At 66.7% G+C, this 17324-nt stretch carries 19 protein-coding genes; 10 read left to right on the top strand and 9 right to left on the bottom strand.

The features are described 5' to 3' along the window. Positions 1-126 precede the first annotated feature (126 nt). Together ABE424_RS04520 and ABE424_RS04515 are read left to right on the top strand one after the other, a co-directional pair. Complete coding sequence (locus ABE424_RS04520) at positions 127-396, top strand: hypothetical protein (RefSeq protein WP_088433391.1); 270 nt, start codon at positions 127-129, stop codon at positions 394-396. A 155-nt stretch (positions 397-551) separates the two neighbouring features. After that, positions 552-1238 (top strand): hypothetical protein, encoded by a 687-nt coding sequence (locus ABE424_RS04515; protein WP_346491019.1) that lies wholly within the window; start codon positions 552-554, stop codon positions 1236-1238. A 42-nt stretch (positions 1239-1280) separates the two neighbouring features. Here ABE424_RS04515 and ABE424_RS04510 read toward each other — a convergent pair whose 3' ends face one another. Together ABE424_RS04510 and ABE424_RS04505 are read right to left on the bottom strand one after the other, a co-directional pair. Next, complete coding sequence (locus ABE424_RS04510) at positions 1281-2021, bottom strand: hypothetical protein (RefSeq protein ID WP_346491020.1); 741 nt, start codon at positions 2019-2021, stop codon at positions 1281-1283. A gap of 139 nt (positions 2022-2160) precedes the next feature. Beyond that, a complete protein-coding gene (locus tag ABE424_RS04505) occupies positions 2161-2820 on the bottom strand; it encodes an AprI/Inh family metalloprotease inhibitor (RefSeq protein ID WP_346491021.1) in 660 nt (219 codons plus the stop codon). A gap of 218 nt (positions 2821-3038) precedes the next feature. On the opposite strand from ABE424_RS04505, the gene ABE424_RS04500 reads away from it, so the two are divergent. Next, positions 3039-3320: a hypothetical protein gene (locus tag ABE424_RS04500; RefSeq protein WP_179458719.1), complete on the top strand. Its 282-nt coding sequence runs from the start codon at positions 3039-3041 to the stop codon at positions 3318-3320. A 48-nt stretch (positions 3321-3368) separates the two neighbouring features. Beyond that, complete coding sequence (locus ABE424_RS04495) at positions 3369-3953, top strand: DUF3011 domain-containing protein (RefSeq protein ID WP_179458720.1); 585 nt, start codon at positions 3369-3371, stop codon at positions 3951-3953. A 20-nt stretch (positions 3954-3973) separates the two neighbouring features. Here ABE424_RS04495 and ABE424_RS04490 read toward each other — a convergent pair whose 3' ends face one another. Continuing rightward, positions 3974-5461 carry an FAD-dependent oxidoreductase gene (locus ABE424_RS04490; protein ID WP_346491022.1) on the bottom strand — a complete coding sequence of 496 codons (1488 nt, stop codon included), beginning with the start codon at positions 5459-5461 and terminating at the stop codon, positions 3974-3976. Positions 5462-5596: 135 nt separating this feature from the next. Here ABE424_RS04490 and ABE424_RS04485 point away from each other — a divergent pair, with 135 nt between their 5' ends. Both ABE424_RS04485 and ABE424_RS04480 read left to right on the top strand, forming a co-directional pair. Continuing rightward, the gene (locus ABE424_RS04485) at positions 5597-6016 is read left to right on the top strand and encodes a MarR family transcriptional regulator (RefSeq protein ID WP_346501841.1); all 420 of its coding nucleotides are present in this window, start codon (positions 5597-5599) and stop codon (positions 6014-6016) included. A gap of 72 nt (positions 6017-6088) precedes the next feature. Continuing rightward, complete coding sequence (locus ABE424_RS04480; protein WP_346491024.1) at positions 6089-6904, top strand: trypsin-like serine protease; 816 nt, start codon at positions 6089-6091, stop codon at positions 6902-6904. A 112-nt stretch (positions 6905-7016) separates the two neighbouring features. Here ABE424_RS04480 and ABE424_RS04475 read toward each other — a convergent pair whose 3' ends face one another. Both ABE424_RS04475 and ABE424_RS04470 read right to left on the bottom strand, forming a co-directional pair. Next, positions 7017-7922, bottom strand: coding sequence for a tyrosine-protein phosphatase (locus tag ABE424_RS04475; RefSeq protein WP_346491025.1), 906 nt, complete (start codon positions 7920-7922; stop codon positions 7017-7019). 17 nt (positions 7923-7939) lie between these two features. After that, positions 7940-10222 (bottom strand): TonB-dependent receptor, encoded by a 2283-nt coding sequence (locus ABE424_RS04470; protein WP_346491026.1) that lies wholly within the window; start codon positions 10220-10222, stop codon positions 7940-7942. A 126-nt stretch (positions 10223-10348) separates the two neighbouring features. Here ABE424_RS04470 and ABE424_RS04465 point away from each other — a divergent pair, with 126 nt between their 5' ends. From ABE424_RS04465 to ABE424_RS04455, 3 genes are all read left to right on the top strand, one after another. Beyond that, complete coding sequence (locus tag ABE424_RS04465; RefSeq protein WP_346477479.1) at positions 10349-10993, top strand: helix-turn-helix domain-containing protein; 645 nt, start codon at positions 10349-10351, stop codon at positions 10991-10993. 191 nt (positions 10994-11184) lie between these two features. Beyond that, complete coding sequence (locus tag ABE424_RS04460; protein ID WP_346491027.1) at positions 11185-11616, top strand: lysozyme inhibitor LprI family protein; 432 nt, start codon at positions 11185-11187, stop codon at positions 11614-11616. Between the two features lie 88 nt (positions 11617-11704). Next, positions 11705-12691 carry an MDR family oxidoreductase gene (locus ABE424_RS04455; protein ID WP_346491028.1) on the top strand — a complete coding sequence of 329 codons (987 nt, stop codon included), beginning with the start codon at positions 11705-11707 and terminating at the stop codon, positions 12689-12691. A gap of 54 nt (positions 12692-12745) precedes the next feature. Here ABE424_RS04455 and ABE424_RS04450 read toward each other — a convergent pair whose 3' ends face one another. The 3 genes from ABE424_RS04450 to ABE424_RS04440 all read right to left on the bottom strand — a co-directional run bounded on the left by ABE424_RS04450 (position 12746) and on the right by ABE424_RS04440 (position 15760). After that, entirely contained in the window at positions 12746-14059 is a 1314-nt protein-coding gene (locus tag ABE424_RS04450; RefSeq protein WP_346491029.1) for a chloride channel protein, read from the bottom strand. A gap of 95 nt (positions 14060-14154) precedes the next feature. After that, a complete protein-coding gene (locus ABE424_RS04445; protein WP_346491030.1) occupies positions 14155-14559 on the bottom strand; it encodes a nuclear transport factor 2 family protein in 405 nt (134 codons plus the stop codon). A gap of 130 nt (positions 14560-14689) precedes the next feature. Then, positions 14690-15760 carry an aldo/keto reductase gene (locus ABE424_RS04440; protein ID WP_346491031.1) on the bottom strand — a complete coding sequence of 357 codons (1071 nt, stop codon included), beginning with the start codon at positions 15758-15760 and terminating at the stop codon, positions 14690-14692. 161 nt (positions 15761-15921) lie between these two features. Between ABE424_RS04440 and ABE424_RS04435 the strand changes: the two genes are divergently transcribed. After that, entirely contained in the window at positions 15922-16806 is an 885-nt protein-coding gene (locus ABE424_RS04435) for an AraC family transcriptional regulator (protein ID WP_346491032.1), read from the top strand. A 312-nt stretch (positions 16807-17118) separates the two neighbouring features. On the opposite strand, the gene ABE424_RS04430 is transcribed toward ABE424_RS04435, so the two are convergent. Continuing rightward, positions 17119-17310 carry a hypothetical protein gene (locus tag ABE424_RS04430; RefSeq protein ID WP_346491033.1) on the bottom strand — a complete coding sequence of 64 codons (192 nt, stop codon included), beginning with the start codon at positions 17308-17310 and terminating at the stop codon, positions 17119-17121. Positions 17311-17324 lie beyond the last annotated feature (14 nt).

Raw genomic sequence — 17324 nt, 5'->3', positions numbered from 1 at the left:
GCTGGGCCGACGAGGAGGATGTCCTTCACGCTCCCTCTACGTCGCCCAGCTTCAACTGAATGCCGGTCATGGCTCTGGCGTAAAGGCCGCTATAGTCCGAACACCCCATAAGAAGGAGGCAGTGCAATGATTCTGACCAAACAACACCTGACGACCGCGCGTACGCTTGCTGTGGCGCTTGTCGCTACCGTGGGCCTGAGTGCCTGTGCGACCTACAAAGACGAGTTTGCAACGATCAACTCCCGCCTCGACCAGCTCGACGTGAAGGTGCAGGGCGCGGCGCAGAGCGCAGAGTCCGCCAATCAGTCGGCGCAGCAGGCCAACCAGCGTCTCGATCAGATCGAGGGCCGCGTCCAGCAGCTCGAACAAGCACCGCGTCGCAAGCCGCGCGGCTGATCGTTCCCGCACCATGTATCACGCAAGTAACGTGTGAATCGGAAACCAGTGGCCTTTGCGGGCCACTGGTTTCCTGTGCTTGTGCAGTCTTCAATGCAAGGAATTGTCCCATCCGTACGAACTCATACCCTGTAACCCGGGCCCTGCGTGGCGCATTGGCCGTGGCGCTGGCGTTCACGAGCATCGGCGTGGCCAGCGCCGAGGATGCTCCCGCTCAGCCAGCCGCCGCCGTCGATGAGCTTCCGCAAGGGCAGGCCGTGTCCGAGACCGTGATTGAACTCGCGGGCTGGGTCGTCGCGAGCAAGGACAGCCAAGGCTATCCGTTCGCGATCATGGACAAGGCCGCCGCGCAGATCCTGGTCTTCGACGGCGACGGCAAGCTTCGCGGCGCCGCCCCGGGGCTGTTCGGCTCGGCGACCGGCGACCATATCGCGCCGGGGATCGCCGGTCTCGCCCTGCGCGAAATTCCAGGCCGGGATCGCACGACGCCCGCGGGGCGCTTCGTGGGCGGCTTCGGGCCGTCCATCGACGCGGGCCGCGTCCTGTGGGTGGACTACGATTCCGCCGTCTCCATCCACCCGACGGCGACGGGCGTCCCGAAAGAGCGACGCGCCGAGCGGCTGGCATCGGCGTCGCCGGACGACAATCGTGTCACCCATGGCTGCATCAATGTCTCGCCGGCGTTCTACGAGCAGATCGTTCAATCCACGTTCGAGCGCGGCGGGGTGTTCTACGTGCTGCCCGACAAAGCCTCGATAGCGGAGACCTTCCCCGAGTTCGCGAAGAGTCGCGCGACCGCGCAGGCGAAGGATGGAGCAGATGCGGGTGCCACCGGCAAGTAGGCCGGCGTAATCGGCCAAGGCCGTCACGCACCCCCGTTGCTGTCATGGGTCGAGCGATGCCTCAAAGCCGTAGGGGTCGCCCGGATCCGAAAAGCGCAGCAGATAGCGCGCGATGCGCGTGCTGCCGTCGGACAGCAGATAGTCCACCTGCAGGCCGGTCGGATGGTTTTCCTGCTCAGCTCCCAGGTAGGTATTGCGGGGATAGCTGAACCCACCACGGGGCGCTTCCCGAACGGCCGCGCAGCTGCCAAACAGCGGCGGCAGGATGTACAGGCGATCACTGTGCAGCAGGAGCACCGTCGTGTAGCGGACGCTCGCGCCACTGCCGGCGTGCCGGACATCCAGGCACACCGAACTGCCACGCTGCCAGGCTGTCACGTCTGCGACGCGCTCAGGATGGATGTGCGCGCCGCTGGCCCGTCGCTCTGGTCCGAGGCTGACGGCGCTGCCCAGCGACCAGCGTCGCGCACCCACGATCACGGCCTCGCCATCAAAGGCAACGTCGGGGGTTCCCTTCGGCGGCGACATGGCCAACTCGCCCGGCGTGGTCCACAGCGGCTGATCGTAGCGCCGCAGTGCTTGGCGCATCGAGGTCACCCAGATGCAGTGTCGCGGCGATTCGGCGCAGGGCAGCGCCAACGGTATCCCGGCGTCCGGGAACAGGTTGCCGCCTAGTGACCGGTAGAACTCCGCATAGTCAGTGAACGGAACGGGCGCGGCATGGGCTGCCGCTGACAGGACCACACTCACCAACCCAACCAACGCGCGATGGAGGGGGATCATTCTGCATTCCATGCGGGCGGTGGCATCCATGATGTCGCGGTTGCTGCATACGGCACTCACTGTAACCGGCACGCGGCCCGGCACGCCAACGCTGATGGGCGGATGGGGCCGCTTGGCGGCCGCAGCGCCGCTGACTCTGCTAGCGCGCGGCGGGATTCAGGAACAGACGTGCGCCATCGGATTCCCGACGCCCCGACCAGCGACCGCCGCCAGACGGACGGAAGCGGCCGATGACCTGGTTGTTGCTGTCGGTGAGCAGCAACTGGTTGCCTGACATCAACCACCGCGACGCCTGGAAAAAGCCATCCGGGCAACCTGCAGGCACGTAGGCGCCGTATCCGCCCAGCCAGGGGTTGTCCTTCAATTGGACGGTACACGTCTCACCGCTCTCCTGGCCGAGCGTCCAGTTTCCGATCATGTCGGTCGCCGGGCCCGACCTGTCGCCCCGATGGTGTTCGTAGCTGCGGCCATGGTCATCGGCCCACTCTCCGTCGTCATTGAGGTCGACGCCCACATAGGCGCGCGTGCTCCGGCTTCGTGTCGCTGAGCTGCTGCTGGTCTGCTCGCTGACCGTACCGAGGCTGCCGGACGCCGCACTCCCGTTCTGGTCGGCGCCTGCATCGTCAATCTGGCCGGCATCGGACTGACGGGTCGAGGTGGTCGAGGAGGCGCTGGTTTGTTGAGTGGAGATGGTCTGCTGCTGGACGCCGAGAGAGGCGTCCTGGCCGAAGGCCACACTGGCAGTGAGACACAGCCCACAGCAGATCAGGGTACGTGCGGGTAAAGGAACAGATGCCATCGCTGGAATCTCCAATGAGACAGCGGGGTGCTGTGAGGGTGCGGCGTGCCGGCCAAGCGGAGCACGCGGGCCGTGAGTAGGTCGCGAAAGAGGCCGGACGTCTTCCCGCACGTGGCGGCGACATGATTATTCATGATCGGTTCACGGAATTTTCACTCTGTCGCGTCGTTAATTGCCCCGTGGCCGATCGGCGCCACTTCGTATGGGTGGTACCCCTCATGCAGACCAAGTCGATTGGCGCTGTCGCCCTGCTTTCTGGTGCTCTGATGCTGGTTGGGTGTGGTACGTCCCAGATCAAGGCGTGGAGCAGACCGGGCGCAAGCGAAGAGCAGAAACAGCGCGACCTCGCGGAGTGCGATTACGACGCTTCCAAGGCCACGATCGGGGATGGGAAAGCCCCCAGGAGTACTGACGATGCGGTGGGCGAGGGCGTCGTCCGCGGAATGGAAAAATCGGATCTCATCAAGAAGTGCATGCGAATACGCGGTTACGGCGGATGAGCGTGGCGCACCCGATCGACCTTACCCCCAACCTGCAAGGAACATGCTATGCGCCGTGTGATTTCCTTTGCTGTCCTGCTCTGCCTGGTTCCCCTGTATCAGGCTGCCGCTGGTGAAACGGTTGAATGCGCGTCGCGTCATTTTGAGTACAACGAATGCAGTGCGGGACCGCTGAGATCCCCGCAGCTTGTACGACAATCTTCTTCCAGCGCCTGCATCGTCAACAGATCGTGGGGCTTCAACAGGCGGAGCGGTTACCTCTGGGTGTCGGACGGCTGCGCCGGCGTGTTTGCGGATGTCGGCGGCTATCACCACGGCAGGGGTGATGGATATGACGCCAATACGCGTCGCTATGATGACCGTGGCCATGACGTAGGCGCGGTAGCAGCCGGCGTGGTGCTCGCTGCGCTGTTGGCCGGAGCGGCCGACGACGATTCCCATAAAAGCCACAAGCATCACAGCAGCACCTACGACGGTTGCCATGGCAATGGTTGCCTCGTCGACAACCCGGACGCGATCGACACGCGGCCTCAGTTCGACAAGGACGGAAATCCGAACTTCGACACCCATGGCAATTATCAGGGCTGCCACGGTGAAGGCTGCAAGGTCGACAACCCGGATGACAATAACTGACGCGCCTACGCAGAATCGGATCAAGCCGCTCGGGGGCATGGGTGGCAGGCATCAATCCCCCCGAAATGTCGCTCCAGTATGTCGATGCGCGACGTGTCGACCACGGCGGCGACGTAGCCGTCCGGCCGGATCAGCAGCCACTCGCCCGGTTGCACGCCATAGGCCTCGACGAAGTGCCCCTCCACATCGTGCAGGTCCCCAGCCGGGCCGATGACGTGGACGCGCAACCCCGCACGCGAGGGGATGTTGGACCGATCGCAGGCGTAGCCGAGCACTGTCCAATGCGTCCCGCGCAGCACGTCGAACAGGCGCACGCGCTGCCCACCCGCGCCCTGCAGCGGCGCATCCGGCGCCCGGCTGCCCGGCGCGATGCGCCCGCCACGGGCGTCGGCAGGCAGCGTGAGTGACGATTCTGGATAGGCGAGATCGAGCTGCTGCACGTCGCGCCCGCGGCGGTTGTCGCCGCGCTGGGCCTGGGCGAGCAGCGTCGTGGCAAGCCCGAGCATCGAGGCCGCAATGGGGCGGCGCTCTTCCTCGTAGGTATCCAGCAGGCCCTGCGGCGCACCCTTCAGCACCGCGGCCAGTTTCCAGCCGAGGTTGTAGGCATCCTGCGCGCTGGTGTTCAGGCCCTGGCCGCCCGTCGGCGGATGCGTGTGGGCGGCGTCGCCGATGAGGAACACGCGGCCGTCGCGGTACCGGTCGGCCAAGCGCGCGTTCATCCGGTACGCGGACGCCCAATGGACATCGAGCACCGCGAGATCCTCGCGGCCGGTACGCATGCGCACCATGTCCGCCAGCCCGTCGACGGAAAGATCCACGTCACCGTCGAGCGGCACGGGGGCCTGCAGTTGGAACAGCGCCGTTCCCATGAGCGGGCACAGCGAGATGCGCCGGGCCATGTCGTCCTCGTTGAAACTGTGCCAGGCATCGCGCGGCAGTCCCTTCAGCACGATGTCGGCCACCACCGCGCGCACGCCCAGCGTTTTGCCCGGGAAGCCGATGTCCAGTGCCTGCCGCACGAAGCTGCGGCCGCCATCGGCGCCGACCAGATAGCGCGTCTGAAGCGTCTGCTCGCCGGTGGGGGTGGCGAGACGAATGGTCACGCCGCTGGCGTCCTGCTCGAAGCCGATCACTCCATGCCCGAACTCGACCCGGTGGCCCAACTCGGCCAGACGATCGCGCATCACGGCCTCGGTCAGGAACTGCGGAACCATCAGCGGCTGGCGGTAGGGTTCGGCCGGCGTGGCCGGTGCGCCCTGGATGACCGCCGTGTCCCCGCTGCTGCCATCGGCGCGATGGATCCGGGACACAGGGTAGGGCCCACCGACCGCGAATAGGCGATCGAGGATGCCCATGTCCTCGAAGACTTCCTGGCTGCGCGGCTGGATGCCCTTGCCGCGTGAGCCATGGAAGGGCTGTTCCCGCTGCTCCACCAGGCGGAATGACACGCCGCGGCGGGCCAGTTCGATGGCCAGGGTGAGGCCGGCAGCGCCGGCACCGCAGATCACTACTTCAGGGGTCGTGCCCATTTCGCCGCTCCAGGTGTGTGTAATATGCACTTACTTGGAGGGGATGCTATGCCTGCGAAAAAGAAGGTGCAAGATACACATAATTCGGCCGCGCTGAAGTCGCTGCACCTGTCCATGGTCAGCCTCGCCAGCGTGATGAATCGGCCGCGCAACGATGAGCGGCTGATCCAGGAGGCCGGGGTGACGCTGGACCAGGCCCTGTTCCGCCTGCTGGTGGTGATCGAGCGGGTCGGCCCCATCGGCGTGGTGGACCTGGCCGACCGGCTGGGCCGCGACTACACCACCATCAGCCGGCAGGTCGCCAAACTGGCGGCGATGGAGTTGGTGACACGTCGTGGAAACCCCGCCGACCGCCGCATCCGGGAGGCGACCATCGCGCCAAAGGGCAAGGAGATGACCGATCGGCTGGACGCCGCCCGCGAGCGGATCGGCAGGGAGATCTTCGCGTCGTGGTCCGCGCAGGATGTATCGGAGCTGGTCCGTTTGATGGCACAGTTCGCCAGCGCGCTGGAAGCCCGCGAGCGGGAGCCGTAACGACGCACCGCGGACGTTTCAGCCTACCGCCCGTCGCTTGGACGCCCCTGTCAGAACCTCAAGGCATCACACGTGAAAGGATTCCTGCTGCTTCCGCTGCTGCTTGCGGTGTCGTTACCCGCCAGTGCCATCGTCATTCGCCACGATGTGGAGGATGCCGCGTACCGCGTTCCTGCCAGCGAGTTTCCCGCTCTCGCGGACATGCCCGGCGAGGGTCACGGCGCGCTGATCGCACCACAGTGGGTGCTGACCGCCGCGCACACGCTGCCGATGCATGCCGGGCTCAAGCAGGTGGTGATCAACGGAACCGCGCGGGAGGTTGAGCGCGTCATCACCCATCCGGGCCACAGGACGCTGCCGCAGACGTTGATCGATCAGGCCATGGCCAGTGGCGAGGCGATGCTGATCGTGGTGTTTCTCGCCTCGGGCGATGATGTTGCGCTGATCCGGTTGAAGGCGCCGGTCACGGACGTAACGCCGGTGGCCCTGTACAGCGACAGCGACGAGGCCGGTCAGATCGCGAAAATCCTGGGGAAGGGCGCAACGGGTACCGGCGCCACCGGGCATTCTCCCAACGGCCCCAATCGCACCGAGCTCCGGCGTGCGTTCAACCGGATCACCAGTGCCTACGACCGCTGGCTCTGTTACGTGTTCGACGAACCGCCGGAAGCGTTGCCCCTCGAGGGCGTGCTGGGCAACGGCGACAGCGGTGGCCCGGTGCTCATCGAGCGCGATGGCCAGTGGCTGCTGGCCGGGCAGGGGGCCTGGAAGGTCGTGCAGGGTAATGTGCTGACGGCTCGACCCGGGCGCTATGGCCAGGTGACCTGCAATGTGCGGATGAGCCATTACGCGGGTTGGATTCAACGCGTGATGTCTGAGCAGCCGTAGGCAGTGCGATCTGGACGTTGCCCGTCATGCCAGTGGCGAGCGTCGCCACGCGACATCCGGTGCATCACGTGTGGACCGTCCGTGGCCCACACGCCCCCGTGACCCGCTCGGCTCAGCCCGCCTGACCCAACCGCAGCTTCAGCTGGTCGATCTCCGCCTCGCTGACGCCGATGGACTTCAGGTAGCCCTCGGCACCGCCGTACTGCTGATGCAGGGCCACCAGGAACATCTCCATGTTCTCCGGCGCGGTGCCCGACATGCCGGCCATCTTCCTGCCGATCTCCGGGTTCTGTCTGATCAGTTCCATGATCTGCGCGTTCATCGCGCTGTCCTTGGGCTGGCCTTCCAGGTAATGCGCGGAGATCGCATAGTTGTGCACGATGTCCGCGCGCGGGACGCCGGCCAGGTCGAGCAGCAGCCCGGCGATGATGCCGGTACGGTCCTTGCCGGCGGTGCAATGGAACAGCACGGTGCCGTCGCGCTCGGCGGCGATGCGCTGGAAGACCTGCTTGAACTGTGGCTGGCTGTGATCCAGCCATTGCACGTAGGCCGCGCCCAGCGAGTCCGGGAACGTCGTCATCATTTTCTGCAGGTCCATCTTCTCGGTCCCCATCAGCGAGGTGCGCTGGTAGGCGAAGCGGGCATCGTCGGCCAGCAGGTCCGGCGACTGCGCCTGCTCATCGGCGGTGCGCAGGTCGATATCCAGGGTGACGCCGGCGGCGGCCAGTGCGTCGCGGTCGGCGGCGGTCAGGCGACCGAGGTCCGAGGTGCGCACGAACGCGCTGGCCGGGATCGGCCCATGGGTCCCCTGCAGGCCGGCAAACGTGCGGGTGTTCCATGCGCCCTGCAGCGGAATGACGCGCTGTGCGTCGGCGGCGACCGGCTGCACGTTGGTGGTGCGCGCGGCGGCGGTCGCAGTCTCGGCGACGGGCGCGCGGGCCAGTGCGATACCGGCGCCGGTGAGCATCGGCAGGCTCAGGGCCATGGCAAGGGCGAGTGGGGTGCTTCGGTTCTTCATCGGGATCTCCAGGGCGATCAGAAGGTGACAGTGACGTCCAGGCCATAGGTGCGCGGATCATTGAAGATCCCGCTCTGGCCGAGGGACGCGTTGTTGAGCTTGTAGAACAGGTGTTCTTCGTCGAGCAGGTTGCGCGCCCACAGCGAGACGGCCAGGGTCGAGCCCGTGCTGTTGAGGGGGACGTCGATCAGGGCCACGCGGGCGTTCACGATGAAGGAGCTGTCGGTGAGCATCTGGTCGTACTCGCTGGTGTAGTAGCCGTCGGACCAGTTGCCGTCGAGGTGGAACTTGAGTGCGGAGAAGTTGGCGAACGGCAGCAGGTAGTCCAGCGACACGCTGCCGGCGTTCTTCGGCGCCAGCAGCGGCTGCACGGTGACCTGCACGCCCGCGCCAAAGGGGTCGACCGCGCTCTGCGCATCGATCCGGGTGTAGGCGTAGTTCAGGCCGACGGTGAGGTTGTCCACCGGCATCACGTTGAATTCCAGCTCCGCACCGCGCGAGGTGCCGTTGCTGAGCGCGTTGGTGGTCACCATCGTGGTGCGGGTCTCGCCGCTGTTGGGATCGAAGGGCAGCGAGAAATCCATCTGCTTGTGCTCGATCTTCGAATCGAACAGCGCGAGGTTCAGGCGCGCGCGGTTGTCCCAGAACTGCGACTTGAAGCCGAGCTCGAGCGCGGTGACCTCTTCCGGAGCGAAGGCGGTGTAGGTCGTGGAGCGCGAGTTGGCGCCGCCGGCCTTGAAGCCGGTGCTGTACTTGGCATACACCATCGCGTTGTCGCCGAGGTCGTAGGCGATGTTCACCATCGGGTCGAAGCGTCCCCACGCATCGTCGAAGGCAAGATCGGTGGCCGCGCCGTTGACGATGTACAGGCTGCCCTTCTTGTCATCGCGCGTGTAGCGGCCACCGGCGGTCAGGTGCAGACGCTCGAGGGAGGCCGGCGTCCAGGTGGCCTGGCCGAAGATGCCTAGGCTGTCGGTCCACGCCTTGCTGGCACGATCGACGCGCACGTTGCCCAGGTTCAACGGGTTGGTGGCGGGATTGAGCGTGTAGCTGTTGCCGCCCGGCCCCCACAGCAGCATGTTGGGGGTCTGTGCGTTGTCGCCGGCGGTTTCGTGATAGTAGAAGGCGCCCGCCAGGAACTGGACCTGCGAGGTGGTGCCGATCAGCTGGAACTCCTGGCTGTACTGGTGCTGGTAGACCTGGGCCAGGCTGTAGCGACCGAACGGCGTGTTCGGGCCGCCATAGGCGGAGATCGCGTCGACCAGGCCCATATCGAACTGGCCCTGGGTCAGTTCGCGGTAGGAGCTGATCGACTTCAGTTCCAGGCTGTCGCTGAGCGTCCAGCCGAGGTTGAGCAGGTGGCCGCTGGTGCGGCCGATGTTGTCTTCCTGCGGGCCACCGAGAATGGCGGAATCACGTCGATCTTCGCTGGCGCCGGCTTTCTGCAGCGGGCTCACGTAGGGGCCCGGGACCAGCAGCTGGGTGTGGTACGGCGTGGTGGCATCGTAGGAGCGGTCGAAGGCATACAGCGCGGAGAAGTCGTCGCTGGGCTGCCACAACGCGGTGATGCGGGCGCCGCGCTTGTCGTAGCTGTTGAAGTCGCGCTCGCCGCGCATCGGGTTGTCGGTGGTCCCGCCGCGCGTGGCCTGCACGGCGTCGATCTTGACGCTGACATCGCCCACTTTCGGCAGGTCCAGGTGCAGGCCGGTGGTGTAGCCGCTGTAGTTGGAGACGCCTGCGCTCACGCGGCCACCGAACTCGCCGGTGGGCTGTCGGGTGACGATGCTGAGTGCGCCGCCTTCGGTGTTGCGGCCGAACAGCGTGCCCTGCGGCCCCTTCAACACCTCGATGCGCTCGACGTCGTACAGCATGCTGCCCAGGCCCTGCGCGCGGCCCATGAACACACCATCGACATACACGCCAACGCCCGCATCGCGTGCGGGCTGGTTGGCATCACCGGAGGCACCGATGCCGCGGATGCCGATGTTCAGTGCCGAGCTGCGGGTCGCGAACGGGGTGACCCGCAGCGAGGGGATCGAGCCATCGGACAGGCTGCCGATCGAGATCGCGCTGCGGTCCTTCAGTGCTTCGGCATCCACCACGGAAACCGAGATCGGGGTGTCCTGCAGATTGGTGGCACGCTTCTGGGCGGTGACGACCACCTGATCCAGCGCGACGACGTCGCGGGCGGCGCTATCGGTGGTCGTGGCGGTATCCGCGTCGTTGGCCAGGGCGAGGCCGGGCAGGGCGGTGGCGATGGCGAGGGCTAACAGGTGGCGGTGCAGCTGGGCGTGGCGCATCTGAGTGTTCATGGAAGGAGGGGGCCGGCGCAGTCTGGGCGCGCAAAATGACAGATGAATGACCGTTCATTCAGTCGCCGGCTGTCGTACCATCCGTCCTCAACTGGACGCCTGCCATGACGAGCAATGACGCTTAATTCCCTTTCCGGCGCTGCCGCCGACGACACCGCCGCCGCCCGTGCCGAGGCGCAGCGACAACGCATCCTCGATGCCGCGCAGCGCTGCTTCATCGCCCGTGGTTTCCACGCCGGCTCGATCAGCGACATCGCCGCGGAGGCGGAGATCAGCCAAGGCCTGATGTACCGCTACTTCCAGAACAAGCGCGCACTGATCCTGGCCTTGATCGAACGGCAGCTCGCGCACGACGAGGAGGCGATCGGGCACATGCCGGCCGCCGCCGATCTGGTCGACGGGCTGCTGCGCTGCTACCAGCTGTGGGCGCGCGGCGAGACGCTGGAGACCCGCGGCAACGCCATCGCCAACGTCGCGCTGTATGCGGAGATCACCGCCGAAGCGCATCGCGATCCCGTGGTGGCCGAGGTGCTGCGCCGGCACGACAGGCTGACCAGTGCGGCGATCACCGCGTGGTTGCGGCAGCACGACATCGCGCGCGGCCGCACCCCCGAAGACGCCGATCTGGAACGCCGCACGTTGTTGATGCGGTTGCTGGTCGAGGGCCTGGCGATGCGTGCGGTACGCGATCCGGACCTCGCGGCGGAGACCGTGCGGGGTCTGCTGGCGGTGGCGATTGCGAGCGTGCTGGGCGAGTGAGCCCCGGTCACATGGAATTCACGGCGGCGCGCGGTTAATCCGGCCGTGGCGGACCTCGCCACCTGCCTGGTGATCGGAGCCGTCATGTATACCAACGCCATCCACGCATCCGCTCCGGCGGTATACCAATGAACGCGCGCGCTGCGATGCGTGTTCTTTCCGCACTCCTTCTGGTTTGCGGGTTGCTTCCGGTGGCGTCGTCGCATGCGCAGGCGCCGAAAGGCCCGGCCAAGGCAGCGGCGGCGCCGCATACGTCCGATGGCATGGCCTGCGACAGCCCGAACCAGTCGCAGGCCGGGCTCAACCAATGTGCCAGCAACAGCGCGCAGAGCGCCGATGCCGAGCTCAATCGGATCTATGCCAAAGTGCTGGCGCTCAATGCCCAGGACACGGTGTTCCTGGAGCGATTCAAGGCAGCGCAGCGCGCCTGGCTGGTGTTCCGCGATGCCCAGATCGCCGCGCGTTATCCGTCTCCGGAGGATTACGGGAGCGTTCTGCCGATGTGCCAGAGCGGCGAGTACGAGCAGCTGACCCTGGATCGGATCAAGCAGCTCAAGGCCTGGGTTGACGGGGTCGAGGAGGGTGACGTCTGTGCCGGGTCCTACCCCACGAGTGGACGCTAGAGCGGCGGCCATTTAACGGGACGGTACAGCGCCGTGCGCACACTGGTTTCCTCTGAAACGCCCCTCATGCACCGGAACCGGAGATCCCATGTCCTTCAAAGCCCTTCTCGCCACGCGAAGCGATGACAGCATCACGGCTGGCGTCGTCGACCTGACCGAACAGGATCTGATGCCCGGCGACGTGACCGTTGCCGTGGAGTATTCCACGGTGAACTACAAGGACGCGTTGGCGCTGAGCGGCCGTTCGCCCGTGATCCGTACCTTCCCGCTGATCCCCGGCATCGATCTGGCCGGCGTGGTCGAGACCTCCAGCCATCCGGGCTACGCCGCCGGTGATCGTGTACTGGTCAACGGCTGGGGCTTGAGCCAGACCCATCACGGCGGCTATGCACAGAAGGCGCGCGTGCCGGGCGAGTGGCTGGTGAAGATTCCCGAGGCCTTCTCCAGCCGCGACGCGATGGCGATCGGCACCGCCGGCTATACCGCGATGCTGTCGGTGCTGGCGTTGGAACATGGCGGTGTATCACCGGACCAGGGGGACATCCTGGTCACCGGCGCCAACGGTGGTGCCGGCTCCATCGCGATCGCGCTGTTGTCCGCGCTCGGCTACCGGGTGGTCGCCTCGACCGGCCGGCGGGAGGAGTCCGGCTATCTCAAGGCGCTGGGCGCGGCCGAGATCATCGACCGCGCCACGCTGTCCGAACCGGGTGCGCCGATCGCCAAGGAACGCTGGGTGGGTGCGATCGATGCGGTGGGCAGCCATACCTTGGCCAACGTGCTCGCACAGACCCGCTATCGCGGTGTGGTGGCGGCCTTCGGTCTGGCCCAGGGGGCCGATCTGCCGGGCTCCGTGCTGCCTTTCATCCTGCGCAACGTGACGCTGGCCGGCATCGATTCGGTGAACGCGCCGTACGCAGCGCGCGAGCAGGCGTGGACGCGCCTGGCCAGCGATCTCGACCTGGGCAAGCTGGCCCGCACCACGCAGGTGATCGGACTCGCCGAGGTGCCCGCACTTGCGGGGCAGGTACTGCAGGGCCGCGTACAGGGGCGCACCGTGGTGGACGTCAACGCGTGATCCGGCCCGCACACGCGGCCGACGGGCAGCAGGCGCCTGCGGTGGATCAGCCCGCTACGCCGGCGGCGGATGGGCGCCCTGCAGCGGCTTGACCAGCTGTTCGGCCATGGCCTTGTAGATCGGCACGCGGCATACCAGGCCGGAGACGCCGCGCGCGATCAGCACCGTTGCCAGAATGGGCAGCAGCATGTCGCTGCTGTCCGTCAGTTCCAACGAGATGACCGCGGAGGTCAGCGGTGCCTGGGTCACCCCGGTGAGGTAAGCACACATCCCCAGCAGGACGAAGATGCGCTCATCGACCGAGGGCATGATGGCGGCGAGGTTGTGGCCCAGGCCGGCGCCGACGGCCAGGGCGGGCGAGAACAGCCCGCCGGGAATGCCGGCGACATAGGAGACCAGATTGGCGAGGAGCTTCATGAGGCCGAACTCGTGGCCGACCGACGGCGCGCCCTGGACCAGCCCCCTGGCCTGCTCGTAGCCGGTGCCGAAGGCGCCCACACCAAAGGCCGCCGCCAGCAGGACCAGGGCGAGCCCGCACAGGGCGGCCAACAGGACGGGATGCCGCTGCCGCAGCTGACCCAGCCAGCGTGGCCGGCCTGCCATGGTCAGCAGCACGGCGTTGGCGAACACACCGCCCAGCAGGCCCGCGACGACGCCGCACAGGACGATCGCCAGCCAGGCCTGGCCGAGTGGCAGGGTCGCGGTGACTTTGCCGAAGTAGGTGTAGTTGCCGAGCAGGCCAAGGGACACCACGCCACCCACGATGACCGCGGTCAGCAGCGTGCCGGAGAAGCGGTGCTCGAAACGGCCGCTGAGCTCTTCGATGGCAAACACGATGCCCGCCAGCGGCGTGTTGAACGCCGCCGCGATACCGGCTGCGCCACCGGCCAGCAGAAAGTGCGACAGCTCCTTCGGATCGCGGAATCCGAACCATCGCCCGAACATGTACATCACGCTGGCGCCGACATGCACGGTAGGGCCCTCGCGGCCCACCGAGGCGCCTCCGAGCAGGGACAGGGTGGTCAGGGCGAGTTTGCCTGCCGATACGCCCAGCGAGAGGTTGTCCCGCCGAAACGACGGTGTCGGCACATCGAGCGCCGCGATCACCTGCGGAATTCCGCTGCCACGCGTGGGTTTGAGTGCGCCACTGGTCAGCCATGCCAGCAGCGCGAAGACCGCCGGGGTCACCAGCAGTGCCCACCAGATCGAGTGGGCGATGATCGACTGGAACACCCTGAAGGCGGCGTCGCCGGCCTTGGCGAACACGATCGCGACCAGGGCCACGGCCACCGCACCGCCCCACAGGGCCGCACGGCGCTTCCACGCATCCCTGGAAAGCAGAGGGCGTTGAGGGTCGGGTGAGGTCATGAACCGCATTGTCTCACGCCGATCCAGCGGTCTTTTTCACTGAATCTGTCGGTTTGCGCTCAGGAGAAGACAGGGGCGGACCGGTGCCCGCCGCGCTACTGGGTGCCGGATGTGTCCGGCGGCGGCACGCGGTGGAGGACGGCATCGTAAGGGACAAGATCCAGGAACGCGGTGACCTCGACAGCCTTGCCGTCGCGCATGCGGAATATCCAGACGTAGTCGTTGTGATACGGCCTGCCGTCCAGGGCCACTGCGTTGCCGGTCCAGTGGATGATCACATGCTCGCCGTCCGCCCATATCTGCCGCGAGGTTGGGCGGACCGGGGTGCGCAGGCGGCTGACGAAGGGGCGGACCGCGCGGGCGATGAAGTCCTCCCGCCCGCGATAGGTGCCTGACGTCGGGCTGGAGCCGGCTATGGTCCACACGACATCGGGTGCGAGCGTCTCGTTGAAGAACGCCGAGCCGCCGGCTGACCATCGATTGAAGGCCTCACTGACCACCTGCTTGTTGCGCGGCGTGCGGCGGTGTGGTCTCGGCCGATGCGGGGATCGGGATCAATTGCCCAACGGCAAGCGATGCCAGGCTGATTGCAAGGGCGACTGTCCAGCCAGATGGAAAGGTGGCCATGGCTTACCTCCGCCCGCTCAGCGTGGAGGTGCCGAAGATCAACTGCTGCGCCATCGGCCGGCCGATGAAGCGTGCGGGGAAGATCGGTGCCGGTGCGCTGGCCTCATCCAGGCGCGCCAGGTGTGCCTCGCCCAGCACCACGTCCAGCGCGCCAAGATTGTCTTCGGCCTGCGCCACGGTGCGCGCGCCGATGATCGGCGACACCACCGCCGGATTGGCCAGCGTCCAGGCGATCGCCACCTGCGAGCGCGACACGCCCAGTTCCTCGGCCACTTCGCCCACCACCGCGGCGATGTCCAGTGCGCGTTCGTTGAGATGGCCGATCGAGGCGATCACGCCCTTGCGACTGCTCGCCACGTCGGCGCCATTTTCGTCGGAGAGATCGGCGCGGGTGTATTTGCCGGTCAGGATGCCGCCGCCAAGAGGCGACCAGGGCAGCACGCCCAGGCCCATGGCCTCCGCCATCGGCAGCAGTTCGTGCTCCACCGTGCGTTCGACCAGGCTGTATTCGATCTGCAGCGCCACCAGCGGCGCCCAGCCACGGAGATCCGCCAGGGTCTGCAGTTCGGCCACGCGCCAGGCGGGGGTGTTGCAGATGCCCAGATACAGCACCTTGCCGGTGCGGACGAGATCGTCCAGCGCACGCATCACTTCGTCCGGCCGGGTGGTGAAGTCCCAGGCATGCAGGTACATCAGGTCGATCCGGTCGGTGTCCAGCTGGCGCAGGCTGGTCTCGACCGAGCGCACGAGGTTGTAGCGGTGGTTGCCGCCGGAATTGATGTTGGTGGCATCACGGGCCATCGTGAACTTCGTGGCCAGCACCAGGCGGTCGCGCCGGGCCTTGGCGAAACGGCCGAGGATCTGCTCGGCGGCGCCGTTGGTGTAGTTGACCGCGGTATCGATGAAGTTGCCGCCGCGGTCGACATACGCATCGAAGATCCGTCGGGCTTCGGCGTCGTCGGCGCCCCAGCCCCAGTCGGCGCCGAAGGTCATCGTGCCCAGCGACAAGGGCGAGACGCGCAGTCCGGCGCGGCCGAGCAGGCGGTAATGATCGAGCGAGGTGTGGGAGGTCATGCGAGCGTTCTCCGTGGCGGGCAGGACATTGCCTGCGGGGGCGCCCATTGTTCCGGCGCGCTGCCATGGGCCGGTAGCCGTGTCCTCCGGGAAGCTTGCACGATCGTCCGGCGCTGGCGGATGATGTCTGGCACTCCCAGCGCGTCCATGGAGACGGCCACATGGCCTCGCTTGCAGAGTTCCGTGATGCCATCGCCCGGCATGCCCTGCGTGACGGCACCTTCGACTGCCGGCTGCCCGGCGTGAAGCTGATCCGGTGCAGCACCCCGACGATGCCCATGCCGGTGATCTATGAGCCGACCGTGTGCTTCGTGGCCCAGGGCCGCAAGCGCGCCCTGCTGGGGTCGAGCGTCTATCACTACGATCCGAGCTGCTATCTGCTGGCATCGGTCGGGCTGCCGGTGATGGGAGCGGTGATCGAGGCGACCGCGGCGCAGCCGTATCTGAGCCTTCAGATCGATCTCGATGCGGCCGTGCTGGGTGAGCTCGCGCTGCAGTACCCCCGGCCCGCCGCAGAGCACCGGGCGCCTGCAGGCCTTTCCCTCAACGCGATGACGTCCGGGTTGCTGGACGCCACGACACGCCTCGTTGCCTTGCTGGATTCACCGGCGGATGCGGAGGCGCTCGGTCCGCTGGCGCTGCGCGAGATTCTCTATCGGTTGTTGACCGGTCCCGACGGCAGCGTGCTGCAGGCGATGACGCGCGGCGACAGCCGGCACGGGCAGATTGCCCGCGCGATCCTGTGGATCCGGGCGAATTTCCGGGGTGCCTGCCGTATCGATGAGGTGGCGCGCATTGCCGGCATGAGTCGCTCGAGTTTCCATGCGCACTTCAAGACGGTCACGGCGATGAGCCCGCTGGAGTTCAGGACGCAGTTGCGGATGCAGGAGGCGCGGCGGCTGATGGTCAGCGACGGACTGGATGCGGCGGATGCCGGTCACAGGGTGGGCTATGAGAGCCCGTCTCAGTTCAGCCGGGACTACGCGCGGCTGTTCGGGATGCCGCCGGCGACGGATGCGCAGAGACTGAGGTTGGCCGACGCATGAGCGTTGGCGTGACGGTTGCGGGGATGTGGCGCGAGGAGCTGCGGGACACCGTGGTGTGGCCGCACTCCCATGTTGCCCGCGCAGTGAGCGGGTAGACCCGCCGGTCAGACCGGGGCGAAACCGCGGGTGGTCTTCTTTTCGTTCTTCTCCGCCTTCTTTTCCTTGGCGGTCTTGGCAGGTTTCTTCTTCTGCTCTTTCTGTTTGTTCAGGCCTTTGGCCATGGCGACGCTCTCCAGGTGGGTTGCAACGGGGCGAGCATGGCACATCCGGTGGCGGACAGGGCGTCAGGGCGCGTCGGCCGCCTTGGCGATATCAACGGCTGCTCGGGCATGTCTTCGCAACGACGTCCGGCGCGACCTCCCCACACTGCGATCCGCCTGCTGCGGCGTCCCCCGGCCCAGACTCCGTCTCGCCGTCCACGGCATCCACGCCGGCCAGTTGCCGGGCCAGTGCAACGTTGGTGATATGCCCCTGCAGAAAAAGCAGTCCGCCGAACAGGTTCATGCGCCTATCTCCAC

The organism is Stenotrophomonas sp. TWI1149, from assembly GCF_039673155.1.
Lineage (GTDB): Bacteria > Pseudomonadota > Gammaproteobacteria > Xanthomonadales > Xanthomonadaceae > Stenotrophomonas > Stenotrophomonas maltophilia_AA.
Note: the sequence above shows the minus strand (reverse complement) of the source record. Positions and strands in the feature narration are given on the sequence as shown.